Origin of the sequence: Frigoribacterium sp. ACAM 257, assembly GCF_007954365.1 — a bacterium.
Taxonomy (GTDB): Bacteria; Actinomycetota; Actinomycetes; order Actinomycetales; family Microbacteriaceae; genus Frigoribacterium.
Genome location: NZ_VOLO01000003.1, coordinates 323,588 through 339,815, shown reverse-complemented (window position 1 = coordinate 339,815; position 16,228 = coordinate 323,588). Strand labels below are relative to the sequence as shown.

Sequence of the window (16,228 nt, the reverse complement as noted above, 5' to 3'; positions counted from 1 at the left end):
GGGTCAGACGCGCGCCTCGGCCGACCGGCCGGAGGCGAAGCGGCTGAGCGCGCCGGTGCGGGCGAGCCCCCGAGCGGCGAGCCAGGAGAGCAGCCCGGCCAGGACGACCCCGGAGACGACCGCGCTGATGCCGTAGACGACCTTGAACTCGATCGCGGTAGCGGCGATCGACGAGAACGACGTGTCGAGCAGGGCGACGGCGACGCCCGCGCCGGCACCGGCGAGCAGGGCGACGTGGAGACGGAAGGACGAGTAGAGGAATGCAGCGAAGACGAGCTCGGCGCCGAGGCCCTCGACGACGCCCCAGATCAGCGTGGAGAAGCCCCACTGCGTGCCGATCAGCATCGACACGACGGCGGCCATCACCTCCGTGTAGACGGCGGCGCCCGGTTTGCGGATGATCAGCCCGCCGAGCACGCCGGCGAAGAGCCAGCCGCCCGAGAGCAGGCCCGAGAGGCCCGGCGTGAAGGCGAGCAGGTTGCTGAGCGGCTCCCACGCGAGGCCCCAGGCCCAGAAGACGACGCCGCACGCGACGCCGATCACGCTGGCGACGACGATGTCGACGACGCGCCAGCGACGCGACGGCCCCGGCGACCTCCGCGGCGACTCCTGCGACCCCGAAGCGGCGACGGGGCGATCCTGGCGGCCGGGCTGAGCCTCGTTCGCGGACACGGAAACAGACATGTTCTCTCCTCCCTGCGCTGGCATGATCCAGATCAGGTTCGACGGTCGAAGCGTGGATCGCTTCCTCTCAGCCCGGATCACCGGACTCCCGTGTGTGTGCCGCCGATCCTAGCGCCGCTGCGGTCCGGCCGCACGGACGGGCTTCCGTCACAGATCAGGAAGACAGCGCTGGCGCCTCCTGAGCTGTGCACGGTTCAGGACGATCGGCGCCTCCGCTACAGGGATCAGGCGCGATCTTCCTGAATGAGGAGGCAGGTCACGCGAGGGTGAGCTGGCCGTCGGCTCGCAGCCACTCGAGGCCCTCGACGATGGCCTCGACCGACGTCCACCGCGGCGCGTAGCCGAGCAGCCGCCGCGCCTTGTCGATGCTCATCGAGTGGCTGCGCGACAGGTGCTCCCAGGACGCGTCGGCCGACTCGGGACTGCGCTGCGCTCGGAACTCCTCGAACGAGGCGAACGTGAGGTGCGCCTCCTGCCCGAAGGCACGGGCGATCTGCTCGGCGAGGCCGCGCAGGGTCACCGCCCGCTCGCTGACGACGTGGAACGACTCCCCCACGGCCTGCGCCGGACGCTCGACAGCCCGCTGGAACGCCTGCGCCACGTCGTCGGCGTGCACGTGGTGGACCGTCTCGAGCCCGAGCCCCGGCATGACGACCTCGCGGCCCGCGGCGAGCGCCTCCCACACGTCGAGGTCGAGGTTGCCGACGGCGTTGATCATCGGCCAGCCGGGGCCGGTGATGTGCCCGGGGTGCAGCACGGCGCTCTGCACGCCGCCGGGCCGTCGCGTCTCGGCGAGCAGCAGGCGCTCGATCTCGGCCTTCTGCGTGCCGTACTCGCCGAACGGCGTGCGCCGCGCCTCCTCGGTCACCGGCACCTCGGCCGACGGGCCGTGCACCCAGATGGTGCCGCAGTGCAGCAGCACCGTGCCGCTGCCCCGCAGCGCCTCGACGAGCGAGAGCGCGGAGGCGGGCGTGAAGCAGATCAGGTCGACGACGACGTCGGCGCGCAGGTCGGCGATCGCCCGGCCGAACGAGCCGTCGGCGTCGCCGGCGTCGCGGTCGAGCTGCACCCGCTCGACGCTCGCCCAGGCGGCGTGCTCGCGGTAGGGAGCCGAGGTGCCGCGCGACACGGCGACGACGTCGTGCCCGGCGAGCACCAGGCGAGGCACGAGGTAGCCCCCGACGTGGCCGGTCGCGCCGATCACGACGACCCTCACGACGACACCGCCCCGAGGAGGCGCGGGCGGGGATCGAGGACAGCTGCCGTCGTCGGCAGCGCTGCGGTCGTCATGCCCCGACGCTAGGCGCGGCGGCCCCGGTGCGCCCGCTGCCCGTAGGCTGACGTGGTCCACGACCCGGAGGTCCGATTGCACACCTGGCCAGGCAACCCCTACCCGCTCGGCGCCACCTACGACGGCAGCGGCACCAACTTCGCGATCTTCAGCGAGGCGGCCAGCACGGTCGAGCTCTGCCTCTTCGACGCCGACGGCGCCGAGACGCGCGTGCCCCTCACCGAGGTCGACGCGTACGTCTGGCACGCCTACCTGCCGACGGTGCAGCCCGGCCAGAAGTACGGCTACCGCGTGCACGGCGACTACGACCCCGCGACGGGCTCGCGGGCCAACCCCGCGAAGCTGCTGCTCGACCCGTACGCCAAGGCGACCTGCGGCGAGATCGACTGGGACGAGTCGTTGTTCGCGTACCACTTCGGCGACCCCGACTCGCGCAACGACGACGACAGCGGCCCGCACATGATGCTGGGCGTCGTCATCAACCCGTTCTTCGACTGGCAGGGCGACCGCCCCCCGAAGTACAGCTACGACGAGACCGTCATCTACGAGGCCCACGTCAAGGGGCTCACCGAGACGCACCCCGACATCCCGGAGGACGAGCGAGGCACCTACGCCGGCGTCGCCCACCCGGCGATCATCGAGCACCTCAAGAAGCTCGGCATCACGACCCTCGAGCTGATGCCCGTGCACCAGTTCGTGCAGGACAACACGCTGCTCGAGAAGGGCCTCAGCAACTACTGGGGCTACAACACCATCGGCTTCTTCGCGCCGCACGCCGCCTACTCGGCCACGGGCGACATCGGCCAGCAGGTGCAGGAGTTCAAGACGATGGTGCGGGTGCTGCACGCCGCCGGCATCGAGGTCATCATCGACGTCGTCTACAACCACACGGCCGAGGGCAACCACCTGGGGCCGACCCTGTCGTTCAAGGGCATCGACAACGCCGCCTACTACCGGCTGATGGACGGCGACGCCAAGCACTACATGGACTACACGGGCACCGGCAACAGCCTGAACGTCCGCCACCCGCACTCGCTGCAGCTGATCATGGACAGCCTGCGGTACTGGGTGACCGAGATGCACGTCGACGGCTTCCGCTTCGACCTCGCCGCCTCCCTCGCCCGCGAGTTCTACGAGGTCGACCGGCTGTCGACCTTCTTCGAGCTCGTGCAGCAGGACCCGATCGTCTCGCAGGTCAAGCTGATCGCCGAGCCGTGGGACGTCGGGCCGGGCGGCTACCAGGTCGGCAACTTCCCGCCGCAGTGGACGGAGTGGAACGGCAAGTACCGCGACACCGTCCGCGACTTCTGGCGCGGCGAGCCCTCGACCCTCGGCGAGTTCGCCAGCCGCATCACCGGGTCGGCCGACCTCTACGAGCGGGACGGCCGCCGTCCGGTCGCGAGCATCAACTTCGTGACCGCCCACGACGGCTTCACCATGCGCGACCTCGTCAGCTACAACGACAAGGTGAACGACGCCAACGGCGAGGGCGGCGCCGACGGCGAGAGCCACAACCGCTCGTGGAACAGCGGCGTCGAGGGCGAGACCGACGACCCACAGGTGCGGGCGCTCCGCGAGCAGCGCCAGCGCAGCTTCCTCGCGACCCTGCTGCTCAGCCAGGGCGTGCCGATGCTGCTGCACGGCGACGAGCTCGGCCGCACCCAGCGCGGCAACAACAACACGTACGCCCAGGACAACGCGATCAGCTGGATCGACTGGGAGGCGGCCGACAGGGAGCTCGTCGAGTTCGTCGCCGAGGTGATCAAGCTGCGCCACGACCACCCCACGTTCCGTCGTCAGCGCTACTTCAACGGGCGCCCCGTGACGCGCGGCGAGGGCGAGCCGCTGCCCGACATCGTCTGGCTGACGCCCGAGGGCGACGCCATGCAGGAGGGCGAGTGGAACGAGTCGTACGCCAAGGCGATCGGCATGTTCCTCAACGGCGACGGCATCCGCGGGCGCGACCAGCGCGGCGGCCGCATCACCGACGTGAACTTCGTCCTGTACTTCAACGCGAGCGCCGAGACGGTCACGTTCGTCCTGCCGCCCGACGAGTACGCCGAGGGCTGGGAGGTGGTGGTCGACAGCACGGTCGCCGCACCCCCGCCCCCGGCCCAGTCGGCCCCGCGCACGCCGACCGCGACGCGCGCGGCGACCACCACCCAGCCCCCCAGCACGCCGCAGGTCCCTGCCGCGCTGCTCGCCGGCGACCGGCTCCCCGTGGCGGGCCGTTCCCTCGTCGTCCTCCGAGCCACGGCCGAGGAGCACGCGTGACCCGACACGACCACCCCCGATCCACCTACCGGCTGCAGATCAGGGCGGGCTTCGACCTGTTCGCCGCGGCCGACCAGGTGCAGTACCTGCGCGACCTCGGCGCCGACTGGGTCTACCTGTCGCCCGTGCTCGAGGCCGAGCCCGGCAGCGACCACGGCTACGACGTCGTCGACCACGGCCGGGTCGACCCTGACCGCGGCGGCGCGGCCGGCCTCGACGCCCTGTCCGACAAGGCCCACGGCGCCGACCTCGGCGTGCTCGTCGACATCGTGCCGAACCACGTCGGCGTCGCGACCCCGAAGGCGAGCACCTGGTGGTGGGACCTCCTCACCCACGGCCGCGAGAGCAAGTACGCCGACGCCTTCGACGTCGACTGGGCGGCCGGCGGCGGCAAGGTGCTGCTGCCCGTGCTGGGCGAGCCCGCCGGCGCCGACGGTGGGATCGAGGGCCTCGAGGTCGCTGACGGCGAGCTCCACTACTACGACAACGTCTACCCGATCGCTCCCGGCACCCTCGGCGACGCCGCGGACGGCCCGGCCGACGCGGCCGCCGTGCACGCCCGCCAGTCGTACGAGCTCGTGCACTGGAAGCGCGCCGACACCGACCTCAACTACCGCCGCTTCTTCGCGGTGAACACCCTCGCCGGGATCCGCGTCGAGGAAGGCTGGGTGTTCGACGAGTCGCACGCCGAGATCGGACGCTGGTTCCGCGAGGGCCTCGTCGACGGGCTCCGCGTCGATCACCCGGACGGCCTCGCCGACCCGGGCGGATACCTCGACCGGCTCTCCGCCCTGACCGGCGGCGCCCACGTGCTCGTCGAGAAGATCCTCGAGGGCGACGAGCGCCTCCCCGAGAACTGGGCGACGGACGGCACCACCGGCTACGACGCCCTGGCCGACCTCGACCGGGTCTTCGTCGACCCCCGCGGCGCCGCCGCGCTCGACGGCCTCGACTCGCGCCTCCGCGCCGACGACGACGGCGCGCACTCCCCCGCGGACGGGGACGCCCGCGCGTCGGACGAGGCGGTCGACTGGCACCGGATGATCCTCGGCACCAAGCGCGGCATCGCGGACGGCATCCTCGGCAGCGAGATCCGTCGCCTGGCCCGCCTGGTCTCGGACGACGGACGCGCGGACGAGACCGTCGTCGACGCCCTCGCCGAGCTCGCCGCGGCGTTCCCCGTCTACCGCAGCTACCTCCCGCAGGGCGCCGACCAGCTCGCGCGCGCGGCCGAGGTCGCGACCGAGAGCCGTCCCGACCTCGCGGACGTCATCGCCCGCGTCGTCGTCGTCCTCGCCGACGAGGCGCACCCGGCCGCCGTCCGCTTCCAGCAGACGAGCGGCATGGTCATGGCCAAGGGCGTCGAGGACACGGCGTTCTACCGCTACAGCCGACTCGCGACCCTCACCGAGGTCGGGGCCGACCCCGCGGAGTTCTCGCTGACGCCCGCCGAGTTCCACGCTCGGCAGCAGGCCCGCCTCGCCGAGCGTCCGTACGGCATGACGACCCTGTCGACGCACGACACGAAGCGCAGCGCCGACGTACGCTCGCGCATCACCGTGCTCTCCGAGATCGGCGACGAGTGGACGGCGACGCTCGAGCGCCTCCGCGACCTCGCCCCGATCGGCGACGGTCCGTTCGAGAACATCCTCTGGCAGAGCGTCGTCGGTGCCTGGCCCGCCTCGCGTCAGCGCCTGCACGACTACGCCGAGAAGGCGAGCCGCGAGGCGAGCACCTCGACCACGTGGACCGACCGCACCGCCGACGCCGAGGCCTTCGAGGAGCGCATGCACGCGGCGATCGACGCCGTCTTCGACCACGAGGAGGTGCGGCACGAGATCGAGAGGATCGTCGACGTCGTCCGCGCCCCCGGCCGCAGCAACTCGCTCGGCCTCGCGCTGCTGCAGCTGACCGGCCCCGGCAGCCCCGACGTGTACCAGGGCGGCGAGCTGTGGGACCACTCGCTCGTCGACCCGGACAACCGTCGCGAGGTCGACTTCGGGCTGCGCCGCCGCCTCCTCGACCAGGTCGCGGCCGGCGAGACGCCGCCGGTCGACGAGACGGGCGCGGCGAAGCTGCTCGTCACGCACCGGGCCCTGACTCTGCGCCGCGACCGCCCGGAGCTGTTCACGCGCTACGGCGCCCTGCCGGTGTTCGGCGACCAGGCCGACTCGGCCGTGGCCGCCGACCGCGGCGGCGCACTGACCATCGCGACGCGCCTGCCCGTCGCCCTCGAGCAGGCCGGGGGCTGGGGCGACACCGTCGTCCTCGTCCAGGGCCGCCGCTGGCGCGAGGTGCTCACCGGGCGCGTGCACGAGGGCGGGCGCCTCCGCCTCGCCGACGTGCTCGACACGTACCCCGTCGCGCTGCTCGTCCCTGCGGAAGAGCAGTAAGGACGCCGCAGGGCGGGAACAGCGCCCCTCCGCACGACTACCGTCGACCCCCTGCGGGTCGGCGGTTCGTCGTCCTGCCCGCGGCCACCCGACCACCTGCACCTTCCCGACCACCACACCTCCCGAGGAGACCGATGAGCGTCTACGACGTCTGGGCACCCACCGCGACCACCGTGCAGCTGCACCTCGACGGCGACGTGCTGCCGCTCGAGCACGACGCCTCCACCGGGTGGTGGCGCGCGCCGGCCGACCTCGACCGCTCCCCCGGCCACCGCTACGGGTTCCTCGTCGACGACGGCGAGACGCCGCTGCCCGACCCGCGGTCGCGGCGCCAGCCCGACGGGGTGCACGGCCTCAGCGAGACCTGGGACGGCGACTCGTTCGACTGGACCGACGCCTCCTGGACGGGTCGTCAGCTCGCCGGCGCGGTGATCTACGAGCTGCACGTCGGCACCTTCACGCCGGACGGCACCCTCGACTCGGCGATCGCGAAGCTGCCGCACCTGGTCGAGCTCGGCGTCGACCTCGTCGAGCTGCTGCCCGTCAACGGCGTCAACGGCCGCTGGAACTGGGGCTACGACGGGGTCGACTGGTTCACGGTGACCGACAACTACGGCGGACCCGACGCCTACCAGCGCTTCGTCGACGCCGCCCACGCCGCCGGGCTCGGCGTCGTGCAGGACGTCGTCTACAACCACCTCGGCCCCTCGGGCAACTACCTGCCCGTGTTCGGCCCGTACCTGTCAAGCAAGCACGCCAACACGTGGGGCGACAACGTCAACCTCGACGACGACGGCTCGCACGAGGTGCGCGAGTTCATCCTCGACAACGCGCTGATGTGGTTCGAGCGGTTCCACGTCGACGCCCTGCGGCTCGACGCCGTGCACGCGCTCGTCGACGACAGTCCCGTGCACCTGCTGCAGGAGATGGGCGAGCGCACCGCCGCCCTCAGCGCCCACCTGAGCCGCCCGCTGACCCTGATCGCCGAGAGCGACCTGAACGACGCGACGCTCGTCACGCCCCGCGACGGCGGCGGCTTCGGGCCCGACCACCGCCAGGGCTACGGGCTCGACGGGCAGTGGAGCGACGACTTCCACCACGCGCTGCACGTCGCCCTGACCGGCGAGACGAACAGCTGGTACGCCGACTTCGCGTCGCTCGACTCGCTCGCGAAGGTCGTCACGAAGGGGTTCTTCCACGACGGCACCTGGTCGTCGTTCCGCGAGGCCGACCACGGCCGGCCGGTCGACGTCCGGCACATGCCCGCCTGGCGCCTCGTCGTCGCGAACCAGAACCACGACCAGATCGGCAACCGCGCCGTCGGCGACCGCCTCGCGGCGACCCTCGACGACGGGCAGCTGCAGATCGCCGCGGCGCTGACCCTCACCTCGCCGTACACGCCGATGCTCTTCATGGGCGAGGAGTGGGGCGCGTCGACCCCGTGGCAGTTCTTCACGTCGCACCCGGAGAAGGAGCTCGGCGAGGCCACGGCGAAGGGCCGCATCGCCGAGTTCGCGAAGTCGGGATGGGACGAGTCCGTCGTGCCCGACCCGCAGGACCCGCAGACGTTCGAGGACTCGAAGCTCGACTGGTCGGAACTCGGGCGCGGGCGCCACGCCCTGCTGCTCGACGCCTACCAGCAGCTCACGGCGCTGCGCCGTGCCGAGCCCGAGCTCACCGACCCGCGCCTCGGTCTCACCTCGGTCGAGCACGACGCCGAGGCCGGCTGGTTCGTGATGACCCGGGGCACGATCCGGGTGGCCGCCAACTTCGGGACGCAGGAGGCGCGGCCCGGCGTGCGCGCCTCCTCCGTGCTGTTCGCCAACGACGACTCGATCGCGGCCGGCGCCGAGCTTGTGCTGCCCCCGCACTCGGTCGCCGTGGTCCGCTAGCCGCTCGGCACGCCCCGCACACTCGGAACGGCCGAGGGCGGGTCGCCTGCGCCGAGGGCAGGTCGTGAACGACCCGCCCTCGAGCACGGTGACCCGCCCTCGACGTTGTTGACGACGTCCGCACGGCCGGGGCTGACCACCCCTGCCGTGCGGACGGTGCCGCCTCCCTGCTAGCGCGCCTGCGCGCGGCGCACGACGGGCCCGACCCGGTGCGACGTCGCGCGGACGCTCGGCAGGCGACGGTGTCGCACGACCAGCTCGACGAAGGCACGCCCTCGCCGGCGGAGACCCCAGAGGGTCACCTTGGTCAGCGACTCCCTGACGATCGAGCCGCTCATCTTCGAGGCGCCGTGGACGCGCTCGGTGAACGTGATCGGAGTCTCGACGACCCGGAGGCCCGCCTCGAGGGCGCGCCAGAGCAGGTCGACCTGGAAGCAGTACCCTCGCGACTCGACGGCGTCGAGGTCGATGCGACGGAGGGCCGAGGCGCGGAACGCCCGGAATCCGCCCGTCGTGTCGGCCACGCGGATCCCGAGGGCGCCCCGGGTGTACCAGCTGCCGCCGCGGCTGAGCAGCTCGCGGCGCAGCGGCCAGTTCTCGACCTCGCCGCCCGGCACCCAGCGCGAGCCGAGCACGAGGTCGTCGTCGGCGAGGAGTCCGAGCATGCGGGGCAGGTCCTCGGGGTGGTGCGAGCCGTCCGCGTCCATCTCGACGATCGCGTCGTAGCCGCGCTCGAGGCCCCAGGCGAAGCCGGCGAGGTAGGCGGCGCCGAGGCCCGCCTTCTCGGTGCGGTGCATCACGTGGACGCGCGGCTCGCGGGCGGCCCAGTTGTCGGCGAGGTCGCCGGTGCCGTCGGGCGAGCCGTCGTCGACGACGAGCACGTCGACGGCGGCGCCGGACGCGAGGGTCCGGCTGACGATCATGTCGAGGTTCTCCCTCTCGTCGTAGGTGGGGATGATCACGAGCGCGTCGTTCACGGGGTGGTCCTTTCCGGTCGGGGCGGAGAGAAGGGCGGTGCGGGTCGGGTGAGGAGGTGCGGGGCGGGCCGGGCGCGTCGGGTGCGTCGGCCGTCGCGCCGTGCGGACGCGGCGCGAGGCTGTGTCGGGCTGTGCGGAGCGTCAGCTCGTCGACACGAGGTCGGCGAACACGATGAGGTTGTCGACGTAGTGCCCGGTCGAGCGGTCGAAGGTGCCGTCGCAGGTGATCAGCCGCAGGCTCGGGGTCGGCGTCGAGCCGTACACGTCGCTGGTGGGGAACGTCGCCTTGGGCGTCCGCTCGCTGCCGGTGACGCGGAACGTCTCGACCGTGCCGGTCGACAGGGTGACCTGGACCTCGTCGCCGACCGCCAGCTTCGCCAGGTCGACGAAGACGGCGGGTCCGCTGCCCGAGTCGACGTGGCCGGCGATGACGGCCGGGCCGACGGCGCCGGGCACGGTGCCGTCGCGGTACCAGCCGGCCGACTCCCACGCCTGGGGCGGGTCGAGCTCTCCGGCGGCGCCGAGGCCGAGGTCCTCGAGACCGGAGTCGACTCCGATCGAGGGGATCTGCACCCGCTCGGGAGTCGCCCCCGCAGGAGGCGCGGTGTACGACTGCGCCGCCGGGTCCTGGAACGAGCCCGCGGCCCCGCTGCCGGGGTCAGCACTCGGCGAGGCGGACGACGACGACGCTGTGGTCGAGGCCGGGCCCTGCGCGTCGGCGCCGGCCCCGCCCCCGTCGGGCTGCGCCGCGACGGCGGCGACGGTCGCGCCCCCGGCGAGCAGCAGCACGGCCGCGCCGAGCGCGATCGCGGCTCGCCGGTGCGACGAGACGAGCTGCGAGACGCTCATCGGGACACCGCCAGGGGCGAGCAGGCGCCGAGGGCCGAGCCCTCGCCGTCGAGCTGGAGGGCGGCGAGCGCCGCCCAGGCGGAGCCGTAGTAGGTGGGCGTCGACTGCGCCAGCGCGTCGGCACGACCGAGGTCCGCCGTGGCGGCGTCGGGCTCCCCCGCGCTGGCGAGCGCGGCGGCACGGGCGGCGTAGGCGAGCGGGCTCTGGTCCTGGCCCGCCTCCTGGCCGCCCAGGTCGAGCTGCATCGGCAGGTCGGGGTAGCGCTGCAGAACGGGCGCGAGCCGGGCGGCCAGCGCGACGTCGACCGGGTCGCACGACTCGGCGTACCGCAGGGCGAGCCGACCGGCGTCGTAGCTGTACTGGACCGTGCCCGACGAGCCGTCGGCGCTCGGCAGGGGGACGACGGTGCCGTCCTGCTGCACCTGCGCCCAGTCGCTCGGCAGGGCCGTGGCGGTCAGCACGTTCGTCGTGATCGCGCGGGAGCCCTGTTCGAGCTCGGCCCAGCGGGGGTCGCCGCTGGCCTCGCCGAGCTGCGCGAACGCGGCCGGCGCGGCGTAGGAGGGGTTGTACGACCAGGGCCCGGAGCCGGCGGCCCACGGGCCGGGGAGCAGGATGCGTCCCACGTCGGTGCTCGCGGTCATCTCGTCGAGCACGTGCGTTCCGAGCTGGACTCCCTCGGCGGTCCAGGTGGGTCGGTCGAACGCGGCGCCGGCGAGCACGAGCGCCCTGGCGGCGTCGACGTCGGCGTCGCTGGCGGGCATGTCGTCGACGACGGCCCCGTCGGCCCAGCGCCAGGCGAGCAGTCCGTCCTGCCGGACCAGCTCCTCCTTCGTCCAGTCCCAGATGGCGGCGAAGCGGTCCTCGTCGCCCACGGCCGCCGCGACGAGCATGCCGTAGGCCTGTCCCTCGCTGACGGTGTCGTCGCCCTGGTCGCGACGGACGACACGGCCGTCGTCGTCCACCCACTCGGCGAGGAAGTCCTCGCCGATCTGGGTGGCGGTGCGGGCGTCGGGAGTGCTGTCGCCGGTGCCGGGGTCGCTGCTCTCGGCAGGCCCCCCGGCGGTGCGGTCGGGGGCGCCGCCGGGTGCTCCGACGACGAGGAGGGCGATGCCGGCGGTCACGGCCACGGCCGCGACGACCACTGCGGCGAGCAGTGCCTTCGTCTTCTTCGTCATGTCGTTCCTCTGAGGGTCTCGGTGGTGCTCACGGGTCGTTGCCCGTGCGGGGTGCTGCGGGCGGGTCCCGAGGAGGCGCGGCGCCGGTGGTCGCCCACCGCGCCTCCTCGGGATCTCAGGCCCCGAACCAGCTGCGGACGGTGGCCCAGAAACCGGCGGGCTCGTCCTTCACGGGGTGCTCGGCGAGGTAGCCGCCGCCGGTCTGGACGCCGCCCACGGGGGCCTGCGCCGTGGCCGCGCTGTCGACGACCGGCACGACGGTCAGGCCGCCGGTGGAGTTGTCGAGCACGAACAGCGTGTTGATGCTGCCGGCGGCGAGGTCGACGTCGCTCGTCCCGGTGACCTTCTGACCGGTCAGGTCGAGGCTCCAGGGGCCGGCCGCGACCTCGGCGTAGCCGCTGGCGCTGCCGAAGCTCGCCTCGTCCGCGATGGTCGTGCCCGTCGTCGTCTCGACCGAGACGGTCTTGCTGACGGTCGCGGCCTGGAACAGGCGCACCTTGGCCTGGCCGTCCGTGGGCGGGGTGAGGTCGTCCTTCACGACGCGGGTCTCGAGGTCGTCGTTGGGGCCGTAGGCGAGGGCCGTGATCGGCTGGCCGCTGTCGACCGTGACGTTGGTCGTGATGACCGGCTTGCTGTCGGCTGGTGCGTCGGCGGCGGTCATCGAGACGACGTAGGTGCCGGGCGTCAGCGCCTGGTACGGGCTGACCTGGCCGAACGTGACGTCGTCGAGGTCCATGACGACCTGACCACCGGCGAGGGAGGTGAGGGTCACGTCGACCGACTTCGTGTCGGGCGAGAGGTGGCCGACCCGGACCCAGCCGTCGCCGTCGGCGGCGTGCGCGGGCGAGGCGCCGACGAGCGAGCCGGCGAGGGCGACGCCGGTCGCCGCGGTCAGCGCGAGGACGGTCACGAGACGCCGCCTCGGGGTGGTGGTCGTGTCGGCGGTGCGTGCGGTGCTGCTGCTGTGGAGTGAAGCCATGGGGTTGGTTCCTTTCCGTTCGGGTGCCGCGTCCGGAGGGGCGCGACGGCGGGGAGGAGGGGTGCCGGGGGTCGTCTGCACGACCCCCGGCGAGGTGGTCAGTCGGACAGGACGCCCGACGGGGCGACGGCGGAGAACGTGATGCGGAGGCCGTCTCCGAGGGGCTCGATCGAGGCCGGCTCGTAGGTGTCGCCGAGGCCCCGGAGGAGCGTGTCGAGCTGCGCGACGGTCTCGCCGCCCTGCGGCGTGACGTCGAACTGCCGGAACACGGCCTCTTGCTCGCCCGGCAGGGCTGCCGGGTCCGCGACCGAGATCGGGGCCACCGCGGCGAGCTGACCGAGGACGATCAGCGCGCGGGGGTCGAGACGACCGTCACGGAGGGCCTGGTCGAAGGTGCTGGACACCTGCAGCGACGGGTTCTCGGCGAGCTCGGCACCGGCGGCGGACCGCGCGGAGGCTGCGGCGTCCGCGGAGCGCTGCGCCTCGGCGGCGCCGTCGCTGTCGATCCGTCGGACGTTCACCTGCTGGTCGCCCTCGCCGAAGGAGGCGACGACGGTCGAGCTCTCGAGTGCCGACCGCACGTCGGGCGAGCCCGCTCCCGAGGTCCGGACCGACTCGGTCTCGAACAGGTAGTCCGAGTCGCGCCAGCCGTTGGGCGACTGCGCTTGGACGGCGCCGTCGGTGTCGATCTTGTAGAACCAGATGACGTTGTCGCGGGCGAAGCCGGCGCGGACCAGGTCGACCCAGACCGCGTCGTCGACGAGGAGGCGGCTGTCCTTCGGGACGTTGGTCTCGACCCAGGTCTCGGCGTTGCGCATCGGCGCGTCGAGGTCCGAGTCGAGGAACCCGCGCAGCTGGACGGCCCAGAGGGGGACCAGCGCCACCACGGCGGCGACGGTGAGCGCGATCCAGGTGACGGACCCCGTGCGGACCGCGGCCGTCGAGACGGCGCCGGCGCGGCGTGCCCGCACCGACTTCACGGCTGCGTCGGTGACCGCGGCGATCAACAGCGCCGCGAACGGCAGCAGCATGATCACGTACGGCACCGGCAGGTAGCCGCCGGGACGGAACATGAAGGCGATCAGGAAGACCATCATCACGGCGATCGGCCGGACCCTCTTCATGAACAGGCCGACGACGGAGGCGAGGGTCCCGACCACGATCAGCACCTGGTCGAGCTGCCACCACTGCGACACCGTCGCGAAGAACAGGCTGCCGGTGTCGAACACCGACCCGCTGGCCTCGCGGGTCGCCAGCTGGAACTGGACGCCCTCGAGCAGGCTGACCCGGCCGGCTCCCGGCAGCAGCTCGCCCTTGACCGCGGCGAGCGCGACGTAGGCGAGGCCGACGAGCACGAGCAGGCTGCCCGCGATCGAGAGCGTGTAGCGGCGGGTCGACCTGTCGGCGCCGCGCCACATCATCCAGGCCAGGAACGGCAGGGCGAGCAGGTACGTCTCCTTCGAGAGCACCGCGATGCCGAACGACACGGAGGCGGCGGCGAAGCCGGCGAGCTGGTAGCGCTTGCTCAGCGCGAAGACGAACGCGGCGAGCAGCCAGGGGGTGGCCACGTTGTCGAGGTAGACCGTGCGGTGGAACTGCAGGGCCAGGGGCGAGACCGCGAACACGAGTCCGGCGACGGCGGCGGCGGGGCGGCTGAGGCCGAGCTTGCGGGCCAGCAGCCAGAGCAGGGCGACGGCGACGACGGTGAAGGCGAGCATCGCCTCGCGGCCTGCCAGCACCGCGACGTCGTAGCGCTCGAAGGCACCGGTCAGGGCCGTGTAGGCCGAGATCTGCAGCCAGCCGACCGGGGGGTGGTCGTACCAGTAGGTGTAGTGGGCGAGCTCGCCGAGGTTCTGGACGGCCCAGGCCTGGGCCGTGTACGTGCCCTCGTCGTCGATGCGCTGCGGCGAGCCGGCCATGTTGAAGGCCTGCACGACGGCGGCGATCGCCATCAAGGGCAACAGCCAGACGAGGCCGGCGCCGTGGCGGCGGAGCCACCCGGGCGAGCGCTCAGGTGTCTGCTCCGGCGCCGTCACGGGACGACGGGGCGCCGAGGCGATGCGGTCGTCGACCGCCGTGGGGCGGTTCAGCGTGCTGGTCATCGGTCACCTCCGGTCATGGCGAGGGCGGGCTCCTGCTGGGAGGCGCGGGGCGCCTCCTGCGGGGCGGGGGTCTCGGCGGGGCGGTGGGCCCCGGTGTGCTCCGTCTTCTCCCAGGCGTTCATGCCTCGGATCTGACGGAAGACGGCTCGCACGGCGGCGAGGGCGAGGAATATCTGGTACGGGATGAGGCCCCAGATCAGGCGGAAGTAGTCGCGCGCCCTGACCTTCTGCCCGTAGGTGCGGCCGAACTCGCGGAGGCCGGTGAACTCGACGGCCAGCAGCACCAGGGTCGGCGCCAGCGGGATGAACGAGACGAGCGCGATGGCCGTCGGGACCTTGATCGTGAAGATCAGGATGACGGAGATCGGGATCAGGAGGCCGGTGGCCGCCTGGATGAACGGCATCGTCAGGAGGTAGCGGGCCATCAGGCGCTGGCGCAGACGCGGCAGCTTCTTCCACTCGCCCTTGCCGTAGACCTGCATGAAGCCCTGGTTCCAGCGCGTGCGCTGCTTGAGCAACGAGACGAACGTGCCGGGCGTCTCCTCGCGGGTGACGACCTCGGGGCTGTAGGCGACGACGACCTTCGCGCCGGCGCTCGACAGGCGGACGCCCAGCTCGCAGTCCTCGGCGAGGCACTCGGCGTCCCAGCCAGCGGACCAGTCGAGCCAGTCCTTGCGCACGAAGACGGTGTTGCCGCCGAGGGGGATGAACTTCTCCTTGGCGTGGAAGTGCAGGCGCGAGCGGAACCAGAAGTAGTACTCGAGCACGTTGCGGAGGCTCCACCAGCTGGACTGGAAGTTCATCAGCTGCACGCCGCCCTGGACGACGTCGGCGTCGGTCTCGCTGAAGCGCGAGTCGACCAGCGTGAGGAGGCGGGGGTGGACCTCGTCCTCGGCGTCGAACACGCCGACGATCTCGCCCCGCGAGGTCTGCAGCGCGAGGTTCAGCGCCTTCGGCTTGTTCTTGGGGACGCTCGAGTCGACGACCACGCGGATCAGGTCGGGGTGACGAGCCGCGGCCTCACGGGCGACGCGCTCGGTGCCCGGGTCGTCGTGGCCGACGATCGCGATGATCTCGAAGTCGGGGTGGTCCTGCAGCGCGAGGCGGTCGAGGGTCTGGCCCATGACCTCCTCCTCGTGCCGTCCGGGGACGAGCAGGGTGAACGAGTGCCGTGCGTCGAGCGGGTCGGAGCTGAACTGGCTGCCCTCGAGGTTGTCCTTCGAGCGCCAGGCGTGCAGCATCCACCACAGCGTCGAGACGGCGACGGCGGTCAGCAGCAGCGAGACGAGGATGAGGGACGAGTAGCCGATCCACTCGAAGGGGCTCCAGTCGGGCAGCGAGAAGCCCGAGAGGGCCTCCCCCGCCCCGGAGGTGGTGCCGCGGTTGGGCACGAACTGGTCAGGGCTCGTGGGTGCCTGCGGCGTCAGCAGGGGCTGCGGCTCGCCGGCGGCGAGCAGGGAGTGCACGGGGTGCGTCGGGTCAGTCGACACGGTCGTTCTCCTGTCGGGTGAGGGTGGGCGATGGTGTCCGGATCACGACGGTCGGGTGCCGCGAGCCGGGTCCTGCTGGTGGTTCTGGTGGTTCTGGATGGTGCAGGTGCGTCATGCGGGTG

11 protein-coding genes and 1 riboswitch are annotated in these 16,228 nt (G+C 72.5%); of the genes, 3 read left to right on the top strand and 8 right to left on the bottom strand.

The window, feature by feature from the left end; genetic code table 11:
* Positions 1-3 precede the first annotated feature (3 nt).
* Positions 4-684 carry an ECF transporter S component gene (locus ES689_RS11400; protein ID WP_146904413.1) on the bottom strand — a complete coding sequence of 227 codons (681 nt, stop codon included), beginning with the start codon at positions 682-684 and terminating at the stop codon, positions 4-6.
* A riboswitch (TPP riboswitch) is annotated at positions 676-786 on the bottom strand. It overlaps the preceding gene by 9 nt.
* A 154-nt stretch (positions 787-940) precedes the next feature.
* Positions 941-1,888, bottom strand: coding sequence for an NAD(P)-dependent oxidoreductase (locus ES689_RS11395; RefSeq protein WP_223269554.1), 948 nt, complete (start codon positions 1,886-1,888; stop codon positions 941-943).
* A gap of 162 nt (positions 1,889-2,050) precedes the next feature.
* Between ES689_RS11395 and glgX the strand changes: the two genes are divergently transcribed.
* The 3 genes from glgX to treZ all read left to right on the top strand — a co-directional run bounded on the left by glgX (position 2,051) and on the right by treZ (position 8,534).
* Positions 2,051-4,249 (top strand): glycogen debranching protein GlgX, encoded by a 2,199-nt coding sequence (glgX, locus tag ES689_RS11390; protein ID WP_146904407.1) that lies wholly within the window; start codon positions 2,051-2,053, stop codon positions 4,247-4,249.
* The gene (treY, locus tag ES689_RS11385; protein ID WP_146904404.1) at positions 4,246-6,642 is read left to right on the top strand and encodes a malto-oligosyltrehalose synthase; all 2,397 of its coding nucleotides are present in this window, start codon (positions 4,246-4,248) and stop codon (positions 6,640-6,642) included. Before glgX ends, treY begins: the two co-directional genes overlap by 4 nt.
* Positions 6,643-6,776: 134 nt before the next feature.
* Entirely contained in the window at positions 6,777-8,534 is a 1,758-nt protein-coding gene (gene treZ / locus ES689_RS11380; protein WP_146904401.1) for a malto-oligosyltrehalose trehalohydrolase, read from the top strand.
* Between the two features lie 170 nt (positions 8,535-8,704).
* On the opposite strand, the gene ES689_RS11375 is transcribed toward treZ, so the two are convergent.
* The 6 genes from ES689_RS11375 to ES689_RS11350 all read right to left on the bottom strand — a co-directional run bounded on the left by ES689_RS11375 (position 8,705) and on the right by ES689_RS11350 (position 16,106).
* On the bottom strand, positions 8,705-9,511 hold the full coding sequence (locus ES689_RS11375; protein WP_223269553.1) for a polyprenol monophosphomannose synthase: 807 nt from the start codon (positions 9,509-9,511) through the stop codon (positions 8,705-8,707).
* Positions 9,512-9,652: 141 nt separating this feature from the next.
* The gene (locus ES689_RS11370; protein ID WP_146904399.1) at positions 9,653-10,360 is read right to left on the bottom strand and encodes a class F sortase; all 708 of its coding nucleotides are present in this window, start codon (positions 10,358-10,360) and stop codon (positions 9,653-9,655) included.
* Positions 10,357-11,535, bottom strand: coding sequence for a glycosyl hydrolase family 8 (locus ES689_RS11365; protein ID WP_146904396.1), 1,179 nt, complete (start codon positions 11,533-11,535; stop codon positions 10,357-10,359). Before ES689_RS11365 ends, ES689_RS11370 begins: the two co-directional genes overlap by 4 nt.
* 115 nt (positions 11,536-11,650) lie before the next feature.
* Positions 11,651-12,514 carry a DUF4397 domain-containing protein gene (locus tag ES689_RS11360; RefSeq protein WP_146904393.1) on the bottom strand — a complete coding sequence of 288 codons (864 nt, stop codon included), beginning with the start codon at positions 12,512-12,514 and terminating at the stop codon, positions 11,651-11,653.
* Between the two features lie 98 nt (positions 12,515-12,612).
* Entirely contained in the window at positions 12,613-14,616 is a 2,004-nt protein-coding gene (locus tag ES689_RS11355; RefSeq protein ID WP_146904391.1) for a glycosyltransferase family 39 protein, read from the bottom strand.
* A complete protein-coding gene (locus ES689_RS11350) occupies positions 14,613-16,106 on the bottom strand; it encodes a glycosyltransferase (RefSeq protein WP_223269552.1) in 1,494 nt (497 codons plus the stop codon). The genes ES689_RS11355 and ES689_RS11350 overlap by 4 nt, the downstream gene beginning before the upstream one ends.
* Positions 16,107-16,228: the final 122 nt, after the last annotated feature.

What these genes read in the sequence shown, in the direction of transcription:
- ES689_RS11355 (WP_146904391.1), bottom strand. Translation starts at nt 14,616, where the DNA reads ATGACCAGCACGCTGAACCGCCCCACGGCGGTCGACGACCGCATCGCC.
- ES689_RS11400 (WP_146904413.1), bottom strand. Translation starts at nt 684, where the DNA reads ATGTCTGTTTCCGTGTCCGCGAACGAGGCTCAGCCCGGCCGCCAGGAT.
- ES689_RS11370 (WP_146904399.1), bottom strand. Translation starts at nt 10,360, where the DNA reads ATGAGCGTCTCGCAGCTCGTCTCGTCGCACCGGCGAGCCGCGATCGCG.
- treZ (WP_146904401.1), top strand. Translation starts at nt 6,777, where the DNA reads ATGAGCGTCTACGACGTCTGGGCACCCACCGCGACCACCGTGCAGCTG.
- ES689_RS11360 (WP_146904393.1), bottom strand. Translation starts at nt 12,514, where the DNA reads ATGGCTTCACTCCACAGCAGCAGCACCGCACGCACCGCCGACACGACC.
- ES689_RS11365 (WP_146904396.1), bottom strand. Translation starts at nt 11,535, where the DNA reads ATGACGAAGAAGACGAAGGCACTGCTCGCCGCAGTGGTCGTCGCGGCC.